Raw genomic sequence first — 26,556 nt, forward strand, 5'->3', positions numbered from 1 at the left:
TTTTCCTCCTCAAAATAATCCATAATATAGTTCGGGATTTCATAAAATCCTCGTTGTTAACAAGCTACTTCATTTCTGCCGATTGCCTGCGAAATGCTTATGCACGTAAAATACCTATTTATTGCACGTAAAATGTGCCGAACAGCTGCTCCATCACGTCGGTGAGCTTCACGTTCCATTGCAGGAACACTTGATCCGGCTCCGGTTTGATGACTGGTGCATCGCCGTAGTAAGCCGGGTCGAGAATGACATCGTAGCCATCTGCTTCGATGACGTTGCTCAGCGACAGCTGTGCCAGGTATTCTTTGATTGCACCGATCAGCGCCAGACGACCTTCCACCGTGTTGTTGATTTTGCCGATGTAAGTCTCTTCGGCTGCACGCTGCAAGTCAGCGTTAATAGCGTCCATAACGCGGATGGAACGGATTTTCTTCCATGCGTTGTTTTGTCCGGCAGACGGGTTCACCAAGCTGTTGATGCCGCGCAGCGCTTTGACCTGACGGCCGTCGAAGAACAGCAGGAAGACACCGTTACGGACAGCCTGCTCCTGCTCGGAACGTGTCCAGCGGCGGGTTACATCCTCAAAAGGCGTAACGGCATACGTCGCCGATTGATTCAGACGTTGGCCTGCGATCAGCCCGGCTACATAAGCAGCCGTTTGGGCGGAACTGTAGTCCGTACCTGCCAGACGAACGCCTGTACCGACGTTCACGATACCTTCATGGTTCAGGGCCAGGGAACGTGCAGAGGCCAAGCTGACGGCTGTTTTGGACACATCATCTGCCGCAGAACCGCCGAATACAGCGATTACGCCTTTACCTTCGTCGCGGACACGCTTGATCCAGGCAGCAAAGCTTTGCAGCAATGCCAGATCAGCTGCATAATCCAGAGCCAAGACATTAAATTCCTGTCCTTCAAGTGCCTCCTGCATCGCGATGTAATCGGCATTAACCAGCTTGCTATTGCCGCTGTTGCCGCCAGTGAGGTGTACGCCGCTGACATCCACCGGAATGCCGCCGTCGCCGACAACCTCGGCCTTCACCCATACGTTTTCGCTGTTCTCATTCATGGCCTTGGCAATGGAGGCAGCCGTACCGTCACTGCCTTTGTACGTGCCGAGCAGCTTGCTTCCTTCATAGAGACGCACCTCACGAGCTTGCTCATCACCCAAAGAAGGCTGTACAGTTACAGCAAAACCATTACCGCGGCTACCTGTGTACAGAGCCTTCAGGCGCAGCACATCCGCCGGGGTCGCACCGCCGCTTTTCAGCGTCAAAGATGCTTCAGCAGCTGTATCATCTGCCAAACGGTAGGCTAACAGCTTTTTCGGACCACCCAGCAAAGCCAGATACAGCGTCGAATACGCGGTCGCACCGTCCAGACTGTCACCCGAAAAGATTTGGCTGATTGCCGTTTCACTGCCGATCTCTACAAACTCACGTACAGGGCCCCAATTCGCCTTAACGGGTACAACGACCGTACCACGCGACCCACCTTGAATCGCTGAAGCTGCTGCTGCCTGAAAATTCATATACAAACCCGGCAATACCGGTTTATTCGTGTTTTCCCATGTTCCGCCTGCCATAATTAGTCCACCTTCGCTTTCATAAATTGTTCGATTTTAGTGTGTGCTTCTGCTACTGTAAACAGCTTGTCCTGTGTGCCAAAAAAGGCGCCTGCCAGCACTTCTTCTTTCACGGAAAACAATTGTTCTGCGTGCTCCTTTAGCTCCTCCAGCGTATAGCGAGGGCCACTTGCTTCCTGCCCGGAATGTACCGGGGCCTTCTCATGGTTTTCCAAGGTCACTCGGACCACCTCATTTCAAAATAGGATGAATTTCCACTCTGCGAATCAACGCCGCTTCCTCAGCTGGGCGCATACGCCGCTGTACCAGCATCAGCCGAAGCTGACCATCTAAAATGGCATCCGCCTGCAAATCGGCTGAAGCTTCAGCTGTAGACATATAACGGCCTTTGTCCTGATCCAGAGGAAGCTGGATTTGAGCGGCAAAGCCCTCGATCAGTACGGAAGCTGCGCGGTTTTCCTCGGTGGTGTCCGGGGCGGTAATATGCCCGATGAACCGTTTGCGCAGCTCATACATGGAGGCTCCCGCCATCCTAGTTTCGCAGCCGCTCATCCGCCATAGTACCGCTTGCCGCCCCGGCTGTGCGGGCCATGCGTCGGCGTATACCGACCACGTTTCGCCCAGTTGCTTCTGCGTCCAGCGGACCAGCGCGGCCAGCCACTCTTCCGGCTGTGCAGCACCGCTTGCTGTAGTGGCCGAACCACCTTCCGTTTCAGGCACATACACGCCAAAACGCAGCGTTCTATAGGCCTTCCCCGTAACAGTGTCCAGCTTTTCTGCATCCCGCACGCCCAAATAGTGCGCGGTAAAAGCCGATGTGTCCTCACCTGCACCTGTCACTGGTTCCCGGTGCAGCCCGGCAATCAGGGCATTCGCCCATACATCAGCCTGCGCCAGTCCGGCTTGTCCTGCGTACAGCTTAATGCGAATAACCTGCCGATAGCCGGCCCAGGAAGACTTCCAGATCTCCTCGCCCAGCGCCATAACAGCATACGGCTCCTCTGCCGTCTGCGACGGTGGCTGAACATCGTATACACGCCCTTGCAGCGCTGGAATAATTTCAATGAGCTTTTGCTTAAAGGCTTGTCTCATCCTGCGGCATGCCACCTTTGCGTACCCTGCGTTCGCATGTTGTGGCTGTTCAGCCAGGCTTTTTTCCACTTCCGTGTTCTCAGCCGGCGTAACCTCGTACTCATGCATTGCAGCATCCCTTGCTTAGGCAACACGACTCCTCCTTTCTATTCAACGAATTCATCGGGAACCGACAGAGACAATCACCGCATGAAAAACCGGCCCTAATGGCCGGCTAACGTTTGACTGTGTGTGTCTTCGGTATGTCCTCTTGTCTTGATTCCCGATGATATAATCTTACACCCTAATAACGAATGCGTTGCCGGGGAAATGGACGATAAAAGCAGAGACTAGGGATGATGTTGGGAGGTTTTTAGAGAACACGTGTTCCCGTCATGAAAAAAGGCCTTGATCCCTGTTATTACAGGAAATCAAAGCCTTTTAGGAAACGATTTTAAAATAGAAACGAGAACAAGTGGATAATTATTACATTAACCTAACTTTCGATCCGTGCCCTTCTGCAAGCCTGCCAAATTTAAAACGCCTTGGTCCGCCAGCGCAAGCGCCATTTTGTAAAAAGCACGCGTGCGAAGCTTCGTATACGTATCCTTGCTGACTGGCGGATCTAACACGTAATTGTAAACCTTGTAATCAAACACATCGTCATCCTTTAAATAACGTTCACGGATGAGCAGCTGTTCGCGTTCATTCAAGCGACTCACTACGGCATCCACCATTTCGCAGTAGGCCAAGCGGGCGGCAGGAGCATCTACGTTATATACGGCTGTCCGGGCCGTTGGATCGCTTGTTACATTCGTTGGGCCGTTCGGGCGATCCGTATAGCCAGCAGTAATAAAGCTCTCCCGATCCATAAAAGTAATCGTTTTATAAATCCGGTATTTCTCAAACACACCCTCCAATGCATTCTGCGTTTTGCGACGGTCCAATTCGGGTAAGTTATTTCTCATGTAAAGCAACACTCCTTATCTTATGCCTTTTGACAATGATGTATTTTAAATGAGGATTTTGCACTTCGAAGCGACTGGAATCGAATTTTGCAAAATCCTGAAATAGAAAAACGCTTGTGTTTACAATTTGTTCCCCTTTTTGTTCGTATCTTGAGTATAACATAACATTATTTAGGATAGGTATCCATCGTCAAAAAAAGCAGTATACCTCCAAAAACAGGATATTCGCTTCATTTTCCTATGCCTTTTGGCATATTACGTGCTTTTACTATTTACCTAATGGTATAATAAAACTAATATCTATGATTCTCTTGCAGAAAGGAGCCCCCATTGTGGAACAGCCAGCATTCGGAACTTACTTAAAACAGCAGCGTGAGCACAAACAATGGAGCATCAACCAATTGGCAGATGCTGCAGGTATTAGCAACTCACAAATTTCCCGCATTGAAAATGGACTGCGCGGAATTCCCAAACCCTCTACTCTCCGCAAAATAGCGGACGCGCTTAGCGTATCCTATACCGAAATGATGAAGGCCGCCGGATATTGGGGAGACGATGATTCAATGGAGCAAAGTCCACATGAACTTTATCGTTCTACTGTGCCAGAATGGGCAACCCCTAAAGACCGCCGGGATTTTAAAAAAATGCTGGAGGAAGACGACGAATTAATGTTCGATGGCATTCCGCTGGATGAAAAAGACCGTCAACGGATCAAGGATGTGCTGACAGGTCTGTTCTGGGAAGCCAAGCAGATGAACAAACATAAAAAAACCAAAGAGCCCCGAACGGGCAAAGATCAGGGATAGCAGGTGAGCGTATGAACGAACTCATTCACAAACTTGTCCGAAAATACCGTACCAACTGCCCCTTCGACATTGCGAAAGCCCTGGGTATCCATATCCGATTCTGCGATCTAGGCCCCACAACCAAAGGGCTGTATTACCACAAGCTGCGTAGAAGATTTATCGTTATCCACAATGGCCTCACACCCGAATGGGAACGGTTCGTCTGTGCGCATGAATTGGGACATGACCGACTGCATAAAGGCATCAGCCGCTTTTTTATGGAGGAGCATTCCTACTTTTCCCCAGGAAAATTTGAACAGCAGGCCAATCGGTTTGCCGTACTTCTGCTGAGTGAAGGAAAACCGCCACTAGCTGACGAAACGTTGGATCACTATTTACCCCGGATCGGGCTGCCCAAAGAGACTGCCCTTTTTTTTGACTACAAAACGGAACATTAGTTCCCATCATATAAGCTACTGTTGATTACTTCCTCTATAATATAGGTAACTAGACGATGGATTTAACAACCGATATATCAAAAAATTTTAGTGCTTTGATATAAAATAGAAGTTATTTTTACAATCATCTGATAAAATGTGGTCGTAAGCGGTTTCTCTAATTCATTCATTTTATGGGAGGTTGAAGGAACAACATGAACTCATGGAAAAAACTCTCGTCGATCCTGACGACCGCCGCGCTTCTACTTGGTTGTCTCGGCACAGCAGCAGCAGACCCAGCAACCAATGCGGGAACAGCGGGAACGGCAACGGCTCCAGTCAGCGGTAAACACATCACCATCCTACATACGAACGATACCCATGCCCACGTGGTCGCGAACGACAAGGAAATGGGATTCGCCAAGCTGGCGGGTATCATTGATCAGTACCGGGCTTCTAATCCCAATACACTGCTGCTAGATGACGGGGATACCGTTCATGGAACGACCTTCGCTACTTTGGTTAACGGTGAGAGCATTGTGAAAGTGATTAACAAGCTGCGCTATGATGCTATGGTTCCGGGTAACCACGAGTTTAATTATGGTTGGAAGCATCTTGTGGAGCTAAGTAAGGAGATTCAGTTCCCTGTGCTCAGCGCCAATATTAAACAAACAGACGGAACACGTTTGTTCAAACCCTATGTTATTAAAGAAGTGGACGGCGTTAAAATCGGTATTATCGGCCTGACTACGCCAGAAACGGCATATAAGACTAATCCCAAAAATGTTGACGGTATTCAATTCACCGACCCTGCGGCTGAGGCCAAAGCGGCTGTTGATGAAATCCGCAGCAAAGTAGATGTCGTTGTTGTTCTTGGTCACCTGGGGCAGGATGCGTCTAGTAAGGACACCAGCCTCAAGGTTGTTAAGGAAGTGCCTGGCATTGATATTTTCATCGATGGACACAGCCACACCGTACTGGAAAAAGGCTTGGTTAGTGACAATGGTACATTGATCGCTAGCGCAGGTGAATATACCAAGTATCTGGGTGTTGTGGACTTATGGGTCGACGGCGGTAAGGTTACGCAAAAGCAAGCCAAGCTAATTGATTCGACTCAAGCAGTCGACGTTCAGCCCAACGCTGAGATTGCTGCATTGATCGCCTCCATTCAAAAGGACCAGGAACCTATTCTTAAAGAGGTTGTAACGCAAACAAGTGTGGATCTGGAAGGAGCACGCGAAAAGGTACGTGCAAGTGAAACCAATCTCGGCGACCTGCTCACCGATGCTATGCGTGATGTTTCAGGAGCAGACGTGGCTTTAACGAACGGTGGCGGCATCCGGGCCTCCATCAAGACGGGGACGGTAACCAAGGGAGACATCATCACTGTGCTGCCCTTCGGCAACCAGATCGTTACCCTGAAAGTGAAAGGCTCTGACATTCAGGCCGCACTGGAAAATGGTACAGCCTCCTATCCAGAGCCAAGCGGAGGTTTCCCACAGGTATCAGGTATCACGTTCAAAATAGACACATCAGCAGCCAAAGGCAGCCGTGTTCATTCCATTCTGATCGGCGGAAAGCCACTTGATCCTGAGGCAACATACACACTGGCCACTAATGATTTTACTGCTGTAGGTGGTGACCAATATACGATGTTCGCTAAATATCCACAGGCAGGTATGTTCGGCTCGCTTGATGAGGCGTTAATCCGCTACATGCAAAAGGTGGGCTCCGCCAGCCTGCAAGTGCAAGCGGACGGTCGTATTCAAGAAGCCAAGGCTGATGGTAAAACTTCTGTCCCTGCCACACAAGCTGCGCCATCTGCTTCAACCGCAACACCCGCACCTGTGCAGGAAAAACCGCAATCCGACCCTACACCGGCTGCGAAACCAGCACCCGCAAAACCGGCGCCGGCAAAGTCTCAAACAGCCAAGCCACAGCAGACATCGAATTCTGCACAAGTTACAAATAGCCATGTATATGTTGTAAAATCCGGGGATACGCTGTATGACATTTCCCGCAAACATGGTACCACCTGGCAACAGCTTCAGCAGTTGAATAAGTTGAAGAATCCTCACCGCATTTATCCGGGACAAAAGTTAGACCTCCCGGCCTAATTCAATAGCTAGCAAAAGCAGCGTCCGGAATCCTAGTGGTTTCGGATGCTGCTGTATGTCAGGCGTTTTTAGATATGCGATAGTCCAAGCTCATTTGGACATCGCATATTTTTTTAAAAAGCAAACCTTTTAACCGCTGACAAGTTGTGAACCGAGAGGTATGATGGAGAAGAGTCATTCGGGCAGAGAACATTCGTCCCGATACCCATCGGGATCAGTTATATGTGTGGAAGGAGTCCAGAAATGCAATACATTATTTACGATCTTGAATTTACTGTTAGCCGCAACGCCAGATATTCCTCCGAAATCATTGATATTGGTGCCGTCAAAGTTGTTCAGGGAGACGATGGCCTATACGTTGCGGATACGTTTCATAGTTTTGTAAGACCCTCGAATCGGCCTGTACTCTCTACAGATACCGTTCAGTTCACGGGTATTACTCAACGAGACATTGATGCCGCCCCACTATTCCCTGAAGCTGTGAAGCAATTCATAGCCTGGCTCGGTACGGATTCCCCTTATTATTTATGCGCATGGGGCCCGGATGACCGTCAGAAGCTGGTATCCCATTGTCGTACCCATCATGTAGATCTCGGATGGATTCATAATACAAATGATATACAGAAGCAGATTTCCCGTCTGTTTAGTTCCAATGGAAAGTACCGTCAGTTGAGCCTGTCTCAAGCGCTGGAATTGTGCAACATTGACTTTGATGGTCAACAACACCGGGCACTGGATGATGCCGTGAACACCGCTCAGGTTTTCATGTACCATTTTGATCGTATTACATTAGTTCATAATGCTGCTGACGATGAGGAAAGCCGTGGATCGAAGCTCGTCTACTCCTCACCAGAAGAAGAACAGGAGCAGTACAGTCCTTTTGGCAATCTCGCCAACCTGTTTAAGGACCGTTAAGCGGATAGCTCCCCGGCCCGTTCCGGGGGATCTCCCCCTGTTATTCTTGATTTCCTGCCTTTTTATCGAAATAGAATGTCCCCCAGGTCCGCAGCATTTCTTGCATTCGTTTGCGGTACCGTAAAGGCTCCAGGATCTCGGCCTCAGCTCCATAGGAAGTGAGCCAATCCAAAAATTCACGGTCATGATTGACCGTCACCTCAAACAACAAACTTCCATCCGGCAAATCCCTAAGAAAAGGCTTGATGAACAGCTCCTCTTCTTTGACCCGATATACAGACTCGGCAGAAAAACGTACCACAAACCGGATATTCTGATTTCCTTTGGTCACCGACCAGGTCCCTTTAAAAAACATTTCCATTTCAGTTGTATTTTTTTGAAACGTATACGGCAAAATTCTCATGTTCCGAAATCGACTGATCCGAAAGGTTCTCATCGCGGATTGCTTGTGACAAAAACCAAGCATATAGAATCGCCGATCCTGCGGAACCAAACAATAAGGATCCACCTGAACTAGTGATACATCTTCATTTTGAGGCGAGCTGTATTCCGCTTCAATCGTCTGCTGCGTAAGACTCGCTAAAACAATCAGCCTGAGCAGATAGGGCTGGTTTTCCCGATCAAGTGTCGAGCCGAGCCGGACAATATTTTTCATTTCCTGCGCGAAGCTCGTCTGGTCCATCTTTTTTTTCTGACTAGAGGCCATCACTTTCTCATAAGCACTTTCAAAAGCTGGCGGTAAAAGAGGCTTTACCGTGTCCATAATCTCTCCCAGCTTAGTAAAAGCCTCTGCCTCTTCTTCCGTCCAATTCAGAGGATACAAAGCAAAATTGCTAATAAAAATGTACCCCTTGCCATGCCCCATATTCGCAATCGGTATATGCATAGCGCTTAGCGCCTCCATATCTCGGTATATGGTACGTTCTGATGTTTCACAACGTTCGGCAAGCTCTCTTGCCAATATCCCTGGATTTGCCTGAACAATAGTAATAATCCGCATTAAACGTATCAACCGATCAGTCAAGGAAGTCTCTCCTTTACAAAAAGATAGTAAATTAGACTCACTATATTACACAAATAAACTAGCATAATTGCCTATCTCAAAGTATCATTTTCAGTAAAACGAACATCTTCTAGCGATATCGCCTTATTGAAAAAGACTTTAGAACTATACGCTGTAAATGATACAAAAGTACCACTCCATTTATTACGTATAGCCAGAAGCAACTCGGCTTCCTGCAGATAGTCCATATCATCGCTTCTTGCTGCACGTATAAGTAATTCATCTGCTTGTCTGGTAAGGATGAACGCCCCTTGCTCATATTCCCCTTTCTCGTACATACGCAATGCCTTTTTTACAATAGGGGACGTCTCATTCAGCTTTATGTATTTTTCCACCTTCGGGTTGGATGGAATGCTCAGCAGACCAAGATGATGCGTAAAATGGATGTAGAGCTGGTCTGTCCGGATCAGCGTTCGCTTTTCCTGCGATGGCTTGCGCCAGCTCCACTCCATCATTCCAATCGTATGTCTTCCGGACGAGTGAGCCGGTATAGAAAACGTCAAAATAGCCTGTCTATATTTTCCCCGCCGTACATCACCACAGTGAACAAACATGCTATCTCCGTTTTCCGAGCGTTTAAAACCGAGCCTTACCCCTTCAGCTTTTAATAGACTTACCCCGTTTTCTGGAATGAACTGGAGTTGAAGGTCACATCCCGCTGCTTTCGTTATTAGATTTCCTTTTCTTTTACGTATAGCTCCATAGCCCCATTCTATCAGTAGATTTACTTGTTTGGACCCATTCGCAGATATAGACTCTTTGTCCCATGTGTACGTTACATTGAGCATTGACTTCACCACTGGTAAATTCCCCCTAAAAGAACATGTAACTCTAAATTAACAGTGTTATCTGACACTATATTGTCAGGGAACGTATGTTTGATTGTGAAAATTATACATGGGAATCTTTATGAAGGGGGGCCTAGTTTGGTAAATAACATTTTAAACCATTTGAATTACATGAATGCGCAAAAAAAGCCCGGCGTATGCCGGGCCATATTATAGTCTACTTCTATATTTAAACTTATGAGATTGTAGTTTCTGTTAAAGAAGCATTCGTTTTTGTGCAAATATCAGATATTGGGGCAAAAGTAGTACTATCTACGACGAGATCCTTTGATAACGGCTTTCCATTTACAGTGATTTTTAAAGTTTTATAGTTTTGTTCTCTCTCATTCATCTTGCAAAATCTCCTTTTATATCAATTTTTAATATATTTCAGTTCATATATTCATATTTAAGACCTGATCAGGTGCGGATCGTTCTTTACTCGTATGCTGGAAAAAATGCCGGAATGTTGCCGCTTCCTTGATATACCCGTTTTAAGGTACACTTAAACTCATATATCGACTTTTTTTGAGAACATTTTCTTCATATTTGTCGTCCGTTTATTCTAAAATCTGCATCCGAATCGTTATATTATACGTAACCATGTCATATGGGTAATGATCTATATCATCTAACATCTTGGTTTATCAAAAGGGGGAACATCTCTTGGCACGAACAACGTATCGTTTTGCTTTGTACCGCCGCATTGTCTGCGCTGCTATAGCACTTTTGTTTATTTTTGGGATAACTCGTGTACCCGAAGTACATGCTGCTTACTGGGATGATGTGTACCAAGGCTTCGAGCAATTTTCGCGGTTGCCCGGTGATGTATATCAGCTCAAGGAAAGCTACCGACAAACACAGGAGGATCTGAAAAAGGCCCGTAACAGCTTAGAAGCCTATCAAGAGCAAAACGCCCAATTACTAGAGCAAAACCGCAAGCTGACTGACACTGTCACAGAATTAAAAAATCTTCAAACCCAGCGCGATCAGGCTTCACACCGAAATAAAATGCTCATCATCACAGCTATAATTCTGCTGGCCGGTTATTTTATCGGTATCCGACTGTTGCGTTACGGGATGCGTCGACGTTCGGGAAGATACTAACTGCCTGAAAGGATGAAAGGTCTGAATGGACATACAAGCAGGACAACACCATGATGAAAGCGTCGGTTCGGTCGTAACGCTCGATCTGGCAGAAGGAGAAAAGCTGCACGTTCTGCATCCGCAGCAAATCATCGCATACCGCGGACCCAGCTCAGGCCGCAGTGATAAACTGATGAATATTAAGGGCATGTATCGCAAACACAAACTGATTCAGGCCGATTTCACAGGAGCTTGTCGCCTAATTGCCGCACTTCCACCTGGCTTTAGTCTAAAAATGATTAAGCTTGAAGGAAGCGATGATCTGTTATACGATTTTCGCAACCTGTTCTGGTACAGCTCCGGTATTCAAATGCGGACTAAGCTGCTAAGCATGAAAAACATGTTGTTTAGCCGCGATGTTATAAAAATGAAATTTGATGGTGTGGGTCAAATCGGCCTTTTGACGCAGGGATTGGTATGTCAAGAACAGCTTCATCCAACAGAGCCGATCTATGTGGATGCGAGCAGCGTCATTGCCTATCCCGAAAACGCCAAACTGGAGTTGACCGTGTACGGCAACCATCTGGCCAGCCAACATATGAATTATCATTTTAAAATGACCGGACAGGGTACCGTACTATTTCATGCCGGGGAACATCATCGGCGGCTCCAACAGGATATGAACGACGATGGCGTGATCAAGCGATTTTTACGGGAAGTCATTCCATTTGGTGGAGTGTTTATCAAATAGCCCTGCCATGCTATAATGACAATGCTAACGTCGTCTGTCCTCGTGGCAGATACTAATGAAGAAAATCCATGTGTCATGCATGGGAGAGGTTCGCGAACTCCCTCTATAAAAAACTAACGATGCTTTGTCCTCCGCAAGAAAAATGAATTCGCGGGGCAAGGCCTGTTTTTTGTTGAAGTCGGTTCAAGAACTCTCCTTCTTCCAAGTGACAAGACTCCGTGTCTTGCACCATTCCAAGAAGATCGAGAGGTTTTTTTATGTTTGCAAACGAAAAAGCAGTCGTCGTATTCAGCGGCGGCCAAGACAGCACAACCTGTTTATTTTGGGCAAAAAAACATTTTGCTGAAGTAGAAACCGTGACGTTCGATTACGGTCAACGCCACAAGCAGGAAATCGAAGTAGCCGCTGGAATCGCCCGTGAACTAGGTGTTCCGCAAACGGTACTGGATATGAGCCTGCTTAATCAACTAGCCCCTAATGCCCTCACACGCACCGACATTGACATTACACAACAGGAAGGCGAACTGCCTAGCACCTTTGTAGACGGTCGCAACCTTCTGTTCCTGAGCTTCGCGGGAGTTCTCGCCAAGCAAAAAGGAGCGCGCCACATCATTACAGGCGTATGTGAGACGGATTTCAGCGGCTATCCCGATTGCCGGGATTCCTTTATCAAATCGCTGAACGTCACACTGAACCTTTCGATGGACTATCCCTTTGTGATTCATACCCCGCTCATGTGGTTGAACAAGGCCGAAACCTGGCATATGGCCGATGAGCTGAAAGCTTTTGAATTTGTAAGAACACGTACACTAACGTGCTATAACGGCGTCATTGGCGACGGCTGTGGCGAATGCCCTGCTTGCAAACTTCGCCGTGCCGGACTCGAGCAGTATCTCGCAGTGCGCGGAGCTTCATCCCAAGGAGTTGAAGGTCATGCGTGAGCCAGGTACCTTTCGTATTGTCGACAAGCTCCAGCAGTTCGGGACAGACATTGAGCACTCTCAGCTGCGTTATCACCGCAAACGTGTACTGGTCAGCAAACAATTTACGTTCGATGCCGCACATCATTTGCACTGCTACGAAGGCAAATGCAAAAATCTGCACGGTCATACCTATATCGTCGTGTTTGGCATAAGCGGTATACCGGGCGAAACGGGTCTAACGCTGGATTTTGGTGACATCAAAACGATCTGGAAAGAGCGGATTGAGCCTTTTCTGGATCACCGTTACTTGAATGAGACGCTTCCTCCAATGAATACAACGGCGGAAAATATGGTCGTCTGGATCTTTGAACAAATGGAGTCAGCCTTAACCTCGGATGCATACTGCAACCGTGTCGAAGGTGGACGTACCGAGTTTGTACGGTTGTTCGAGACACCTACCAGCTACGCCGAGTTCCGACGGGAGTGGATGCTCGATGAGTAATACTGTGACTTCTCACCAACCCATGACAGCCTCCCACGGGACCCAAATAGCCCCTATTCCCGTACTGGAGGTGTTTGGTCCCACCGTTCAGGGCGAAGGTATGGTCATTGGTCGTAAAACGATGTTTGTTCGTACCGCAGGCTGCGATTACCGTTGCTCGTGGTGTGACTCCGCCTTTACCTGGGACGGCAGCGCCAAGGATCAGATCCGTCGTCTGAGTGCCTCAGACATTTGGCAGGAGCTGAAGGCCATCGGTGGCGAACGGTTTTCGCATGTGACTCTTTCTGGAGGCAATCCTGCCCTGCTACCGCAGCTTGGGGAGCTAATCACCCTGCTGCGCAGTCAAGGCATTGCCACCGCTGTCGAAACACAAGGCTCCCGCTGGCAGGAATGGCTGTACGATATCGACGAGGTGACCCTATCTCCGAAGCCGCCCAGCTCGGGTATGACGACCAACTGGGGCGTGCTGGATGATATCGTCGCCCGTCTATCGAACCGGAAGATGGCTCGTGAACCCCGAGCTACGTCCAACGTCCCAACCGCAACAGGCTTGAAGGAACCCGCTAATGAATCTGCGCGGCTCTATACCGGAGCTTGCAGCTTGAAGGTCGTCATCTTCGATGACACCGATCTTGCCTACGCCCGCACCGTTCACGAGCGCTATCCACACGTACCGCTGTTCCTCCAGACGGGTAATCCAGATGTGAACACGGAGAACAACGGACAGATTGCGGAGTCCCTACTCCATCGTTATGAATGGCTTATCGACCGTGTCATGGACGATTCCCAACTAAACGACGTAAGAGTACTCCCACAGCTCCACACCCTCGTATGGGGCAACAAACGCGGCGTATAACACTTATATGTAATATATGCCGTATGAGCTGTATGTGATACACAAGATAGTCGAAGTACACCTTCGACATCCAAGTTACAAAACAAGAGAAACCCTCGTCCGAGGACGGGGTTTCTCACAACGCTCCTTTTATATAGGAGCGAGTATTATTCACTTCTATCCCAACCTATATGTAAAAGAATAGGGACTTTAAGGTGGTGACGGCGGTCGGCAGCGGAGCGGAGGATTTGAAGCTGGAGAAGCGTTAGCGTTCGCCTTTGAAATGGGATTCTAACCTATACATCTTTCAACTATCAGAAAGAATCCCATTTCAACAGCGATCGGAAGCTCAAATCCTTCGCGGAGCGACCTCCCCACCACCATAACTCTCTATCTCTTTTACCAAACCAAACTAAACTTAAGGAGCCCCATCCAATGACCGGAAGAACACCCGAAGAAATGACCGACGTTACCCTACTTGGCAATCAAGGCACACAATACACGTTTGCCTATGATCCCGCCATTCTCGAAAGCTTTGATAATAAACATCCGTATCGGGATTATTTTGTAAAGTTCAATTGCCCGGAGTTCACCAGCCTGTGCCCGATTACAGGACAGCCTGATTTTGCAACCATCTACATCAGCTACATTCCTGATATTAAAATGGTAGAAAGCAAATCCCTTAAGCTGTACCTGTTCAGCTTCCGTAACCACGGCGATTTCCATGAAGACTGCGTCAATATCATCATGAATGACTTGATTAAGCTGATGGACCCTCGCTACATTGAAGTATGGGGCAAATTCACGCCACGCGGCGGCATCTCTATCGATCCGTATACCAACTACGGCAAGCCAGGAACGAAGTATGAACAGATAGCGGAGCACCGTATGATGAACCATGATATGTACCCAGAAAAGATCGATAACCGTTAAGCTAATAACTCTCCTAACATAGCGTAAATACCAAGGGGTTGTCCTAAAGTCATCAAATGACTCAGGGACAGCCCCTTGGTTGTACTGAAAGGATGCTGTGCATACTCGTGGCGTTACACATCCAGATCAAATCTTGATTTTTTATATTCATAAGGTGTTTTACCCATAACTTCTCTAAAAGCTTTTCTGAATGACTTCTCGTTTGGAAACCCGACCTCGTAAGAAATTTCTGTAAGTGACTTATTGGTTGAATCCAGTAAATCAATCGCCTTCTCCAAACAAAGAATTTGCTTATATTCAGTAAACGTCTGGCCTGTATATTCATGAAACATTCGCGACAAATAAGCCTCCGAATAACCACAGATACGGGCCGTTTTGGCTAGGCTAATATTTTCAGTATAATGCTCTTTAATAAAGTCCATGATTGTCTTTATCTTTCGTTGCTTTTCACTAAATACTTCCGGTGGAATGTCTGTTGCCTGGCTAAAATGATTGACAAGCAAATATTTCAGTTCAATAATTCGGCTTTGCTCTAAAATGTAGTCGTATTTGCCTTTGGAAATATGTAGATCATATATATCCATAAACAATCCTCTTAATTTAGAGATTATAGTATCTTCAACTTGTTTCTCTTGCGTGTTTAACTGTATGATTACTTGTTCATTGGCAAAGAAAGTGTCTGGAAATTGCAGCACAATGACTTGGTTCTCCGTAATGCTCTGCGTGGAATGCGGAACATTGCTGTTAATGAATAGCGCATCCTTTTCCATCAAAATAGTTATTTTTCCTTCATGCCACACCTTTAGACTTCCACTTGTACAGTAGATCAACTCCATATTGCTGTGAAAATGCATAGGAATGACTCTTTCTGTATCTCTGGATTGGAACATAAAAAGGTTAATCATTTTTTTTCTGTCTATTTCGATATGTTCATATATTTTTTTCATCACCACACCTCATCAGCCAGCCATGAGTGATCCATCTGTATTCTATATTAAGCGATAAAATCTTATACTAATACTCATACTATACCGATAGTAAAATGCGCGGACAAGCAGAATCTATTCAACGGACAAAATAAAAAAGAAGGCAGTTCTTCCCGCAAACGGGATAATGAACAGCCTTCCTTTACCTGCTTGCAACTCTGCAAGCAAAAAATGTTACCCTACGCATTCCTGCAACTGATACATTCTAACTTCACCTACATTGTCTCCTGCCTCAAGCAATACGTTGCGTTGCTCTGCATCTTCTATGAAATAACGCAGGGAAAACACTTCTTCACCCTCGTTCACAAAGATCTCCAGGCTTGAGCTTTCAATGAATATTTGCATTTCTGCAAGCTTATTACTTAACGTTGCTTTTCTGTACTCTCTCTCGCCAGTCAACCAGTTTGTTCTCCAAACTGTCAGACTGTTTTGTTCCTGATCATAGTCAATTTGCACAGCATCCCTTATGATCATTTTAAAGTTTTCTGTGAGTAAGGAAAAATGAACAATTAACTCCGCTTGTGCAGAAGGCAGTAGCCACTCACCACTTTTTTGAATTTTCCCTTTGTAATGCATGCCATCCAGTCTTAACAATTGTAATTCCGGCAATGGTTTCTGGTACAACACACCGTTCATTAATACCACTTCTCTAGGAAGTGTCAATGCATGAATCCAGCCCTCCTGAATGGTCGGGACAGCCCTCTCCGCTTCTTCATTCATGGCGCTCATCCATCCGAACATAATGGTTCTGTCATTAACTTTGAATGATTGTGGCGCGTAAAAATCAAATCCTCGATCAAGCTCTTTAAAATCGGAAAGGTCCCCGTTGAATTTGCCTGTATTCGATAATTTTCCAACAATATACCCAGATTGATTAGGATTTTTATAATATTCGCCTCTCTCCGGTAAACCCTGAGGAGAGAAAACAAAAACATCATTTTCCGCAAAATGAAGTACATCTGGACATTCCCACATATATCCAAATTGATGATCGTGATCAACAAATGATCCTTGGCATTCCCAATCGGACAAATTTTTAGATTTATAGATAAGTGTATCTCCAGTCAAATCTTCTCTCTGTGCACCAACAATCAACCACCAGTTTCCGTGTTGGTCTCTCCATACTTTCGGATCTCGAACATGCCTGGTATAACCTTGGGGATGCTCAAACAAAGGACCGATTTTTTGGAAATACTCGCCATCCTCCGAAATCGCGGCGCATTGATAGCTTTCTTTTACTCCATCATCTCGGATTACATTTCCTGTATAAAACAGATACAGCTTTTCATTATGAACAATGCCCCCGCCCGAATAGATGCCATCCTTGTCATACCATTCCGAAGGCTCCAGCGCGACACTTTTCCTTTGCCAGTGCACCAGATCGCTGGAAACAACATGGCCCCAGCATTTATTTTTATGCTCAGTTCCTTTTGGATTCCACTGATAGAACACATGATATTGATGATTGAAATAGGCAAGTCCATTAGGGTCATTGAGCAAACCGTAAGGAGGAGTAATATGATATTTCAGGTTATACGCGTCGCTTTTATTCATGCTCATCCTCCGGTAAAAAAACAAAACTAAAACTCAGCAAAATTTCCTGCGAGCTTGACCCGATATAAATATCAAATTCGCCGGGTTCACTTTTGTATTGCATTTCACGATCATAAAATTTAAGCATCTCTTCATGAATTGAGAATTCGACATTTTGGGTCTCGCCACTTTGAAAAAAAACTTTTTTAAAGTCTTTTAATTCTTTCACTGGTCTTGCAACACTTGCAAATTTATCGCGAATGTATAATTGGATCGTTTCCTTTCCATCATAAATTCCAGTGTTGGTGACAGAAATACAGATATCAACTGACTCATTTTTTTTCATTTCTTTTTGGCTAATTGTTAATAGGCTGTATTCAAATGAGGTATAGGATTTACCATAGCCAAACGGATACAAGGGTTCATTCACTTCATCAATATATCGAGACGCAAACCGATAAGAACCATTTTCCTTTAAATTCGGTCTTCCTGTATTCAACTCATTGTAGGATATCGGAATTTGTCCAACGCTTCGTGGAAAGGTCATGGCTAATTTCCCCGATGGATTGACTTCCCCATACAGTATATTGGCCAGTGCTTCTCCGCCCATCGTTCCTGGATACCAGGCTTGAACAATAGCGTCAACTTTTCCGGCTACTTCGGTAAGAATCAAAGGTCTTCCGCTATAAACGATCAGAACCATCTTTTTGCCCAGTAAACTTAATTCATGGAGCAGTTTCAATTGCGGCTTAGGAAGCGTCGGGTTCGTTCGCGATCCCCCTTCTCCGCTCTGATAAATACTTTCTCCCAAGGCGAGGACAATGACATCCGCTTCGTTAGCATTCCGAATCGCTTCGCGCAGCAGGGCCTCCTCATCGACTGTTTCAGCAGACAGCTTGTCCGCATATTTGCCAAGGGCTTCTCTCGCATTGGCGGGGAGCATGTGCGCCCCTTTGCAAACCGAGAGATTGTCGGGATCAACATGCATTAATAATCCCATTTTCAAATTGACGGTATCCGCCTCATCCCCCTTAATGGCCCACATGCCCAGAGTGGAGTTTTCATCTGCGTAAGGACCGATTAAAGCTACTTTGGTATGTTTAGACAATGGCAGCAGTTGATTTTCATTTTTCAGTAAGACTACGGATTCTTCAGCCAAGGACAGCGCGGCTTTTTTATGTTCATCTGACAGAACGCTGTTTCTCGACCGCTGAACGGTTTCCTGTAATCCACGGAACGGGTCCTCAAACAGCCCCAAATCATTTTTCAGCTTTAAAATACGGTATACCGCTTCATTCAACAGCTCCAGCATATGCTCGTTATCAGATACTACTTTCTCCAATTGATTGGCGTATACTGCTGTCTTCATATCCACATCAACACCAGCCAACAATGCCAGCCTTGCGGCGGAAGCCTCATCTTCGGCGTAACCGTGCATGATCAGTTCTTCTATAGCGGCGTAATCCGAGATCAACACACCATTAAAATTCATTTCTCGTCTTAGCACGTCGCGGTTAAGCCACTCGTTTCCTGTCGCAGGGACGCCATTCAGGGTATTAAAGGCCGTCATAACAAGCTTTGCCCCCGCTTCGATTGCAGCTTGATAACCTGGCAAATAATATTCTCGCAGCGTGTGCTCCGACATATCCACGGCGTTATACTCACGTCCAGCGACAGGTGCCCCATAAGCGGCAAAATGCTTGACGCAAGCGGCAATTTTATTCGCTGGTATGATTCCTTCCAAGTTTCTCCCCTGGATCCCCTGAACCATGCTTTCAGCATATTTCTTCGCTAGCAAAGTATCCTCTCCAGGTGATTCCATCACCCGCCCCCAACGGGGATCTCTAACGATATCTACCATGGGGGAAAAGGTCACGTGAACACCTTCGTCGTAACATTCCTGGGCAGCAATCGAACCTGCATGTTCTATACCCTCATAATTCCAACTACATGCTTGTGCAATCGGAATCGGGAAGATGGTTCGATACCCATAGATAATATCTGCCATGAACAACAGCGGAATTTTATGAATCGATTTTTCCAAATAATCCGTTTGCAGTTGGATAATTTTTTCTGGATTAGTGATGTTCAATATGGAGCCTGTGTTATATATATTGTAGCCGGCGTTTAACCCTAATTTTTTTAAAGGCCCTGTCACAACAGTGTCTATATCCCCTTCAAAGAAATCACCGGTCAGTTGGATGAGCTGGCCTATTTTCTCTTCTATTGAAAGGCTGTCCAATTTCTTAAGCAGTGTGTTGTTGTCCATGATTCTCCCCACATCATTTTATTTGTGATCTGTTTTTTCTTTAAACCCAAAGATCCACGTTAGTGCAAATGCCACAGCAAAGCCGATTACACAAACTAAGATATATATGAATATCTGATTGTTCAGATACAATAACATTCCCGGTAGGGCTGTGATTGACATGCCCGTTGCTTGAACATTAAATATACGTGCGAAGAAACCGCCAACCGCTCCGCCAATCAAGCCCATCAAGAACGGTTTGCCATATCGAATGTTCACCCCAAAGATAGCGGGTTCTGTAATACCCAATAACGCAGACAAGGTAGAAGGATAAGCAATGGATTTGGTTTTTACATTTTTGGATTTTAGACCGACAGCCAGCGCAGCACCCGCTTGTGCGCAAATCGATGCTGAACTGATCGGGTTTACCATATTCCAACCACTGCCCACTAGCATCTGTATTTCAATCAGGTTTAAGGCATGGTGCAGTCCGGTAACTACAATAATCTGATTGATGCCACCGTAAATAAATCCGCCGATGCCGTATGGTAATTTCAAAATGGCGGTAACAGCCATTAATATTAAAGCTTCCACCTCGTGAAAAATAGGACCGATCACGAACAATCCCAGTACCAGTGTGATTAATAATGTCAAAAACGGTGTTAGAATTAAGTCCAATGCATCGGGGACTGACTTCCTGATTTTCTTCTCCAGCATCGCCCCCACGACACCTATTATAAAGGCAGGCAGAACCGAGCCCTGATAGCCTGCAATTTTAATGAATCCGAAAAACACTAGTGGTTCCTGAACTTTTTGGGCGACATCCCAGGATGTAGGCAACGAAGGACTCACTAACATTAGTCCAATCAAAATCCCCAATAGTGGCGATCCACCAAACACCCGGAATGCCGACCAACATACCAACACGGGTAAAAATGCAAAAGCCGTATCGGTCAATATTTGCGTAAACAATATGAAATTCGCAGAAATATGATCAGGTGTAAGTCCAAATAACTGGAGCAGTGCAGGCTGAGTTACCAAGCCTCTAACTCCCATAAATAATCCTGTAGCTACCAATGCGGGCATAATCGGAACGAATACGTCCCCGAAAACTCGGATCATTCTTTTGAACCGATTATCATCTTGGGTGGAGGCCATTTCTTTCAAGTCGGCCTTTGATGTAGCAGATATGCTTTGGCCAACCATGGCATCGTATACTTTATTTACAGTACCGGTTCCAAAAATGATTTGATATTGCCCAGAGGTAAAGAAAACGCCCTTGGCCTTATCAATATTCTCAATAAATTCATCATCAATAATTTCTCTATCTTTTACAATCAGCCTCAGCCGTGTGGCACAATGTGCCATGGAAATAATATTGTCTTCTCCGCCAAGCCCTTTAATGACATCTTGGGCTATTTTAACGTATTCTTTTTCAAGACTCATCAGTCTCTTCCTTTCCTCTGTTCCTCTTAGTTAGTCTGAATCCTTTAAAACTTTGATCAAATATGCTTCTTAAGAATATCATGACTGCGCTTTCAAACAGCGGGATTATTTTACTACATTAAGGTCAAATTTTGACCTTTTTATATCCTTGATTAATTATGATGAAACAATAAAGTGCACCCCTAGAATACACACTGGAATAACCTTCTGGTTTATCCCCATGTATTTTAAAGGTGCACTTCAATTGTTGTATAGCGAGCTAATTATGTTTTACTTAGTGACTTTCAACTGAGCACTGTCAGCTGTATAGATAACCTTCACTTTATAATTGATTGGTAAACCTACTGTTTCAATCGAAGAAAATGCTCCATTCCGTTTACCATAAGTTAAGATCGTAGCACCATTAGCCGGTACATATTTGTTAGAAAAATTCAGACGTAATTTTCCGTTAAGTATGGCTGTTCCCTTCATTTTGAGCACATCATTTTTACTGCGCAGGTTAAGCTCAAGTGTTCCCTTGGCAGATTGTCTGTAATTTCCGCCAATAATCAGCTTTCCAGAAGTATTTTTAAGAAGAGTTCCCCCGTTATTCGTAATTCCACCACTTCCGAAAGCCGTTTCCGAAGTTCCCTCCAAAGTACCTTTTTCGATCTGTGTACCGCCGGAATACGTATTGTTGCCCATTAGCTTCAACGTACCTGTTCCCTTTTTAGTCAGCTTTCCAACACCAGAGATATTGTTGCGCCAGCGATCCAATGCATTGAAACCGCCTTTGGAAGCGTCCATATTCACCGTCACATTATTGGCGAAAGCACCGTAGCCATCCGCGGCGGAAAACAGGTTCAATCGTCCCCATCCCTCAGCATCATCAAGTACGGGATAGCCGGAAGGAATCCCTGTAGTAGCCAAAACCCAACGACGTTGTGTGCTATCCAGGTAAGGCAAGCGTGTCTCCAATAGTACCTCAGCTCCCTTAGGCACTGTCATTGGCATCGTAGTTGGATTAACCTGACTGAATCCGTATGTTAATCGTTGATTATAATTTTTTTTGTTTGTGGCATAATTGCTGAACCGATCTGGAGTTGAACCTTTTTGGGACAGCAGTTGTTTGCGAGCATCCTGATAAGCTGCTTTCTTCAAACTGCTATTGGCTGGATCAGACAGGATAGCAGCAGCCATGGCCGTTGCCATGACACGTCCTCCCATAACATCAAGCGGTGAGTGCATACCGGCAACAACACGGTTATTGCCCAGCTCCGAAGCTCGTGTCAGCAGTTCCTGATAACGCTCCGGCACGGCATAGGCCATAGCAATAGAACTGAGATACGCAGCATTGGTATGACCGCTAGGAAAGCCGCCATCGCTAGTAGCATCAGCTTTGAGAGCGGGAATAAGGCTCGGAACAACCACTGAGTTATCGCTCCAGCGAAACGGGCGAGGATAGCTAAAGTAAGACTTAGCCGGGTTCGTCGTAGAGTATTCCCCGCGCAAGGTATTTACCAGATTTACGATGTTGCCGAGATTGGAGCTTGTACTCCCAGCATTCGTTCCCTCATCTTCGTATTTCTTAGTCAGGGCATCTGCCGGAATGTCGTTGATCGTTGTCGTGGCACCTGCATTCTTTCGATATACATCAGTGAGCGAACCCAGACCGTCGATCACACTGTAGCTCTGGTTTCTGCGATCATCCAAATAAGCCGCATCGGCCTCACTGGAAGTGCGCCGGGCAGCTATATCAATCACTTTTTGAATATTAGCGTCCAGCACGCTGCTGTTTAGCTTGGTACCTGTATCCCAGGTAGCGCCGGGAGTCCAAAGCTTATTAAATTCGGAGAGCAACCCGAGGGTCGGATTAGAGCTTTCCGTCTTATTTACAGAACTATTATTTTTATAATGATCTACGAAATATCCCCACGACGATTCTGTTGGAGTTACCGTTGTTGGTAGGGTTGCCGCACTCGCATAACTTCCACCTAGGGAACCTAGAAGTAATGGTATAGATAGTAATGCAACTGATAGTGGTTTCCTTAGCGATTTCATTCTCAAATCAGATCCTCTCTTCTCTTGTGCTCTTCGTACTTTCACTACGAAGCTATTATCTATATAACAAGATGTATGACATAAAGAATCATATCTTAAGTTTGTTAAATCAAGAGCTTAGTTTTGTTAAATTCTTCTTGCTTATTTATATGTAAAAGAATATCAACAACACTTAATATAGAAAAAGTTTTATTGTGTTTGTAATACTTTTGCCATGTTGATATGTGCTTATGATCAATATAGTTGGAGTAGTGGACCATAAAATTTAATTAAGGTAGGTCGTCTTATGAGCGAGGAAACTATTGCTTTCAAGTGTGGATCGTGTAAACAGGTACCAGATAAACCCCTATTAAAAGACAAAAATTTTGAGATTGTGGCCATCGAAGATGCTATGGACTGGGCAGATTTCAAGCATGATACTCCAGATCTAAATACTGAAATATGGGAAAGAGCATTGAAACCCCCGGCAAAAGGTGACTCAAAAAAAGTACAAGTATATTTTCCTTTTCATATGTCTGTTGGAGAAACCTTTTGGACTTTATTCAGACCTGCTTATTCAAATTTTAATGGTTGGGATGAGCATCCTGATGAGATCAACTTCTCTGCGTTTATTAAATGTAGATTTGAAGACATCATATCCAAAAATGAGAAAGAGCTTGGATCAATGTTAGAGTGGAGGAAGTTCTATTATTAAAAGATGTATGTAATGAAATTCCACCGCGTGATGGAGCAGGCTATTTGGATTCATTTCATATGTTTGGAGAGCCTCAACTATTTCAATACAAGGATTGGATTTTCCTGGATGCAAACGCACAAAGTAATCTTGGTATTTGGGCATTAATTAAAAGAGTTAAGGATTATAACCATTTGGTGGCATATGGATCGTGGGAATTTCACTCCAACATGGTCTACTGTGGAAATCTAATAATTCCTGAAGATGAGTTGAACTCATTCATGCATATTAGCGAGTAAAATGAGAAGTAAAGGATACCTTATAATAGATATAATGCACTCAGAGCAAGATAATCTATCGTGAATTAAAGTATCGTGCAATAAAGAGTATCCAGCAGAATGGGCAAGCAGCAATGAGTAAAGTGGGGCTTTATCCCACTTTCAGCCATTTGCTGCAAACGGATCGCTTCCTATATCTTAAAATATACATACATATTCGGAGGTTGCCATGACTAGTAAATCTGCTACAAAAAATGAAACGGGCCAATCGCTCCCCCTCCCGGGGCCGCAAGTGAAAGGCACCGTTTTTGCGATTCTGATTGCGATCAGTTTCGTCCATCTGTTCAATGACTCGATTCAATCGGTCATTCCAGCGATCTTTCCAATCTTAAAGGAATCTATGAGCCTGAGCTACACGCAGATCGGCTGGATTTCATTCGCAATCAATTTTACAGCTTCAATCATGCAGCCCGTGATTGGCTTGTTTTCGGACAAACGACCTACGCCAGCTATCCTTCCCATTGGAATGGGCTTTACGCTAACTGGCATGCTGCTGCTCGCCTATGCTGCCGATTATAAAGCGGTGCTGATCGCAGTCATCTTTGTGGGTCTGGGCTCAGCTGCCTTTCACCCTGAAGGCTCGCGCGTATCCCATATGGCGGCAGGATCACGTCGGGGCTTAGCACAATCCATTTTTCAAGTTGGCGGCAATGCGGGCCAATCGCTGGCACCGATGCTCACGAGCTGGATTTTTATCCCGTTGGGACAATTCGGTGCGATCTGGTTCACAGGTATTGCGGCAGCGGGAATTGTGGTGCAATCGTTCATCGCCCGCTGGTACGGTAACGTCCTGCGTACAGAAGGCATTGCACGCAAAAAAGCGGTGGCACGCCGCATGAAGCCCGAAGTGCGTAACCGCGTTATGTTTGCCATGATTGTCCTCATTCTACTGGTATTCGTCCGTTCGTGGTACTCGACCTCGGTCGGAAGCTACTATTCGTTTTACCTGATGGAAGTATTTAAAATGCCATTGGCTGATGCACAGCTTTACATCTTCCTGTTCCTCGGGGCTGGAGCGCTGGGCACCTTCTTTGGTGGTCCGCTCGCGGACCGTTTTGGTAAACGCAACATGATTTTTCTGTCCATGGTATTAGCTGCACCACTCGCGCTGGCACTACCTTATGCCAACCAATTCTGGACGGCGATCCTGCTGGCAATTATCGGATTTATTATGCTGTCTAGCTTTTCGGTTACAGTCGTATATGCACAGATGCTCGTGCCCGGCAAAATCGGGACCGTGTCCGGTCTCATTACGGGCCTCGCTTTCGGACTTGGTGGTGTGGGCGCACTCGTGCTCGGCAACTGGATCGACAAAGTAGGCATCACTCACATCATGTTCCTGTGCGGCTTTTTGCCACTGCTCGGCATCTTAACCTTCCTGCTTCCTCCAGATAAAACCCTGAACCGCTGGGCGGAAGAAAATGGAGCCGAAGTGTAATAGGCAAACGTGTGGCGGCCATCTTGGCCGCTGCACACCTTTATAGCCAACTAACGTGATTCCTCACTCTCTACTTCTGCCAAACGCATTAAAATCCGACGCTTCCGATACAGCATTTTCCCTGCTTCAGCTACGTCACTAATAGCGCTTCGATTCGCAATGGAGCCAAACAAAATACCCGCAATCGGGACCATTTGAAGCAGCTTTTTCCATCCAAACTGATCACGATAGGTGTTAATGACCTCTCTCCATCCCTGCATCTGGGAAAAAACCTGTGCCTGACGTGAAGGATCATCAAACAAAGCCAGCTCCTCTAAAACAGCCTTTTTACCCACAATATCAGATGAAGCGAATTGCATACATTTAATAATAAAAATGCGTTCTTGCTTATCATGGGGATTAAAGCCATAGCACAAGGCTATTTCCTGAAGCACTTTGAGTGACAAGCCGAGCAAAAGAGGAATATCCGCCGCAATCGTAAACACACCGCCAATCCCCGTTGTTGCTCCCTGAGCAGTAGCAAAGGTAATGCGACCCGACGTCATATCGTCAGCAGTCCGATCCATGACTGTTAGCGGGAGCTCAGCCGCCTGCTTCAACTCCCACGTAGGTGCGGCACTATGTTCCGAATCAGCGCTTTCCCCGGCACGAGGCAGGTCCTGCGTATCCGAAGCGAAATCTGCACCATTTTGCTGAATGACATGTTCATGGGCCGTCTTTTTCAGCCTGTTCAGAACCGTTTCTTCCTTCACCAAATATTTGCCGCCGTTCTGAATGAAGCTACCCATCTCGTTAAGCAGCTGCTCCAGCTTGTCTTTAATGACTTTGGGCGTCAGCCGATCCAGCAACATAAAAGGCCATCTGCCGATTTTTTCCCAGAAAAAAATGTCCTTCTGTTCCTTTTCCCATTTTTCAATATTCTTCAGCTCATGACGCAATACGTCCTGGCTTTCCCGATATTCTGTAAGCTGCTTCATAACCGTAGACGTCTCCTTTTGACTATGCTAGTTTATGTATGGGTAATACGTAAGCAAGGCGAGTTCAGGTTTCTTTTTT

The 26,556-nt window shown here is 45.8% G+C and carries 25 protein-coding genes and 1 riboswitch; of the genes, 12 read left to right on the forward strand and 13 right to left on the reverse strand.

Annotated elements, in window-relative coordinates; all coding sequences use genetic code 11:
• Positions 1–118: 118 nt before the first annotated feature.
• The 4 genes from C1T21_RS16055 to C1T21_RS16070 all read right to left on the reverse strand — a co-directional run bounded on the left by C1T21_RS16055 (position 119) and on the right by C1T21_RS16070 (position 3,624).
• Entirely contained in the window at positions 119–1,585 is a 1,467-nt protein-coding gene (locus C1T21_RS16055) for a phage tail sheath family protein (protein WP_103048952.1), read from the reverse strand.
• Positions 1,586–1,587: 2 nt separating this feature from the next.
• Positions 1,588–1,806 carry a YqzN/YkzM domain-containing protein gene (locus C1T21_RS16060; protein ID WP_028543149.1) on the reverse strand — a complete coding sequence of 73 codons (219 nt, stop codon included), beginning with the start codon at positions 1,804–1,806 and terminating at the stop codon, positions 1,588–1,590.
• A 10-nt stretch (positions 1,807–1,816) separates the two neighbouring features.
• Positions 1,817–2,785, reverse strand: coding sequence for a hypothetical protein (locus C1T21_RS16065; RefSeq protein WP_103048953.1), 969 nt, complete (start codon positions 2,783–2,785; stop codon positions 1,817–1,819).
• A gap of 362 nt (positions 2,786–3,147) precedes the next feature.
• Positions 3,148–3,624 carry an ArpU family phage packaging/lysis transcriptional regulator gene (locus C1T21_RS16070; protein WP_103048954.1) on the reverse strand — a complete coding sequence of 159 codons (477 nt, stop codon included), beginning with the start codon at positions 3,622–3,624 and terminating at the stop codon, positions 3,148–3,150.
• Positions 3,625–3,956: 332 nt separating this feature from the next.
• On the opposite strand from C1T21_RS16070, the gene C1T21_RS16075 reads away from it, so the two are divergent.
• The 4 genes from C1T21_RS16075 (at position 3,957) to C1T21_RS16090 (ending at position 7,878) form a co-directional block, all read left to right on the forward strand.
• On the forward strand, positions 3,957–4,430 hold the full coding sequence (locus C1T21_RS16075) for a helix-turn-helix domain-containing protein (RefSeq protein ID WP_103048955.1): 474 nt from the start codon (positions 3,957–3,959) through the stop codon (positions 4,428–4,430).
• Between the two features lie 11 nt (positions 4,431–4,441).
• Positions 4,442–4,867 (forward strand): ImmA/IrrE family metallo-endopeptidase, encoded by a 426-nt coding sequence (locus C1T21_RS16080; RefSeq protein ID WP_103048956.1) that lies wholly within the window; start codon positions 4,442–4,444, stop codon positions 4,865–4,867.
• A 194-nt stretch (positions 4,868–5,061) separates the two neighbouring features.
• Positions 5,062–6,963: a 5'-nucleotidase C-terminal domain-containing protein gene (locus C1T21_RS16085; protein ID WP_103048957.1), complete on the forward strand. Its 1,902-nt coding sequence runs from the start codon at positions 5,062–5,064 to the stop codon at positions 6,961–6,963.
• A 243-nt stretch (positions 6,964–7,206) separates the two neighbouring features.
• A complete protein-coding gene (locus C1T21_RS16090) occupies positions 7,207–7,878 on the forward strand; it encodes a 3'-5' exonuclease (protein WP_023987369.1) in 672 nt (223 codons plus the stop codon).
• Between the two features lie 40 nt (positions 7,879–7,918).
• Here the strand turns inward: C1T21_RS16090 and C1T21_RS16095 are convergent, their stop codons facing one another.
• The 3 genes from C1T21_RS16095 to C1T21_RS27365 all read right to left on the reverse strand — a co-directional run bounded on the left by C1T21_RS16095 (position 7,919) and on the right by C1T21_RS27365 (position 10,120).
• Positions 7,919–8,902, reverse strand: a complete 984-nt coding sequence (locus tag C1T21_RS16095; RefSeq protein ID WP_103048958.1) for a helix-turn-helix transcriptional regulator — start codon at positions 8,900–8,902, stop codon at positions 7,919–7,921.
• A gap of 71 nt (positions 8,903–8,973) precedes the next feature.
• A complete protein-coding gene (locus C1T21_RS16100; protein WP_103048959.1) occupies positions 8,974–9,741 on the reverse strand; it encodes a hypothetical protein in 768 nt (255 codons plus the stop codon).
• 223 nt (positions 9,742–9,964) lie between these two features.
• The gene (locus C1T21_RS27365) at positions 9,965–10,120 is read right to left on the reverse strand and encodes a hypothetical protein (RefSeq protein ID WP_180984599.1); all 156 of its coding nucleotides are present in this window, start codon (positions 10,118–10,120) and stop codon (positions 9,965–9,967) included.
• 314 nt (positions 10,121–10,434) lie between these two features.
• Here C1T21_RS27365 and C1T21_RS16105 point away from each other — a divergent pair, with 314 nt between their 5' ends.
• From C1T21_RS16105 to queF, 6 genes are all read left to right on the forward strand, one after another.
• Positions 10,435–10,875, forward strand: a complete 441-nt coding sequence (locus C1T21_RS16105) for an SH3 domain-containing protein (protein WP_103048960.1) — start codon at positions 10,435–10,437, stop codon at positions 10,873–10,875.
• A 25-nt stretch (positions 10,876–10,900) separates the two neighbouring features.
• A complete protein-coding gene (locus C1T21_RS16110) occupies positions 10,901–11,605 on the forward strand; it encodes an AIM24 family protein (RefSeq protein ID WP_013309110.1) in 705 nt (234 codons plus the stop codon).
• Positions 11,606–11,684: 79 nt separating this feature from the next.
• Positions 11,685–11,728, forward strand: a riboswitch (PreQ1 riboswitch).
• Positions 11,729–11,862: 134 nt separating this feature from the next.
• A complete protein-coding gene (queC, locus tag C1T21_RS16115; protein ID WP_025720578.1) occupies positions 11,863–12,546 on the forward strand; it encodes a 7-cyano-7-deazaguanine synthase QueC in 684 nt (227 codons plus the stop codon).
• Positions 12,539–13,030, forward strand: coding sequence for a 6-carboxytetrahydropterin synthase QueD (gene queD / locus C1T21_RS16120; protein ID WP_025720580.1), 492 nt, complete (start codon positions 12,539–12,541; stop codon positions 13,028–13,030). Before queC ends, queD begins: the two co-directional genes overlap by 8 nt.
• Positions 13,023–13,886, forward strand: a complete 864-nt coding sequence (gene queE, locus C1T21_RS16125) for a 7-carboxy-7-deazaguanine synthase QueE (RefSeq protein WP_103048961.1) — start codon at positions 13,023–13,025, stop codon at positions 13,884–13,886. Before queD ends, queE begins: the two co-directional genes overlap by 8 nt.
• A 414-nt stretch (positions 13,887–14,300) precedes the next feature.
• Positions 14,301–14,798 (forward strand): preQ(1) synthase, encoded by a 498-nt coding sequence (queF, locus tag C1T21_RS16130; protein ID WP_013309106.1) that lies wholly within the window; start codon positions 14,301–14,303, stop codon positions 14,796–14,798.
• 113 nt (positions 14,799–14,911) lie between these two features.
• On the opposite strand, the gene C1T21_RS16135 is transcribed toward queF, so the two are convergent.
• From C1T21_RS16135 to C1T21_RS16155, 5 genes are all read right to left on the reverse strand, one after another.
• Positions 14,912–15,745 (reverse strand): AraC family transcriptional regulator, encoded by an 834-nt coding sequence (locus C1T21_RS16135; protein ID WP_103048962.1) that lies wholly within the window; start codon positions 15,743–15,745, stop codon positions 14,912–14,914.
• A gap of 213 nt (positions 15,746–15,958) precedes the next feature.
• Positions 15,959–17,338 (reverse strand): glycoside hydrolase family 32 protein, encoded by a 1,380-nt coding sequence (locus C1T21_RS16140; RefSeq protein WP_103048963.1) that lies wholly within the window; start codon positions 17,336–17,338, stop codon positions 15,959–15,961.
• The gene (bglX, locus tag C1T21_RS16145) at positions 17,331–19,586 is read right to left on the reverse strand and encodes a beta-glucosidase BglX (RefSeq protein ID WP_103048964.1); all 2,256 of its coding nucleotides are present in this window, start codon (positions 19,584–19,586) and stop codon (positions 17,331–17,333) included. Before bglX ends, C1T21_RS16140 begins: the two co-directional genes overlap by 8 nt.
• An 18-nt stretch (positions 19,587–19,604) precedes the next feature.
• A complete protein-coding gene (locus tag C1T21_RS16150) occupies positions 19,605–21,011 on the reverse strand; it encodes a sucrose-specific PTS transporter subunit IIBC (RefSeq protein ID WP_103048965.1) in 1,407 nt (468 codons plus the stop codon).
• 270 nt (positions 21,012–21,281) lie between these two features.
• The gene (locus C1T21_RS16155; protein WP_103048966.1) at positions 21,282–23,051 is read right to left on the reverse strand and encodes an acid phosphatase; all 1,770 of its coding nucleotides are present in this window, start codon (positions 23,049–23,051) and stop codon (positions 21,282–21,284) included.
• A 286-nt stretch (positions 23,052–23,337) separates the two neighbouring features.
• Here C1T21_RS16155 and C1T21_RS28040 point away from each other — a divergent pair, with 286 nt between their 5' ends.
• Positions 23,338–23,745 (forward strand): hypothetical protein, encoded by a 408-nt coding sequence (locus C1T21_RS28040; RefSeq protein WP_258012488.1) that lies wholly within the window; start codon positions 23,338–23,340, stop codon positions 23,743–23,745.
• A 486-nt stretch (positions 23,746–24,231) separates the two neighbouring features.
• Positions 24,232–25,500 (forward strand): MFS transporter, encoded by a 1,269-nt coding sequence (locus C1T21_RS16165; protein WP_103048967.1) that lies wholly within the window; start codon positions 24,232–24,234, stop codon positions 25,498–25,500.
• 50 nt (positions 25,501–25,550) lie between these two features.
• On the opposite strand, the gene C1T21_RS16170 is transcribed toward C1T21_RS16165, so the two are convergent.
• Positions 25,551–26,477: an EcsC family protein gene (locus C1T21_RS16170; protein ID WP_103048968.1), complete on the reverse strand. Its 927-nt coding sequence runs from the start codon at positions 26,475–26,477 to the stop codon at positions 25,551–25,553.
• Positions 26,478–26,556: the final 79 nt, after the last annotated feature.

This window comes from Paenibacillus sp. F4 (genome assembly GCF_002894905.1).
Taxonomy (GTDB): Bacteria; Bacillota; Bacilli; order Paenibacillales; family Paenibacillaceae; genus Paenibacillus; species Paenibacillus polymyxa_B.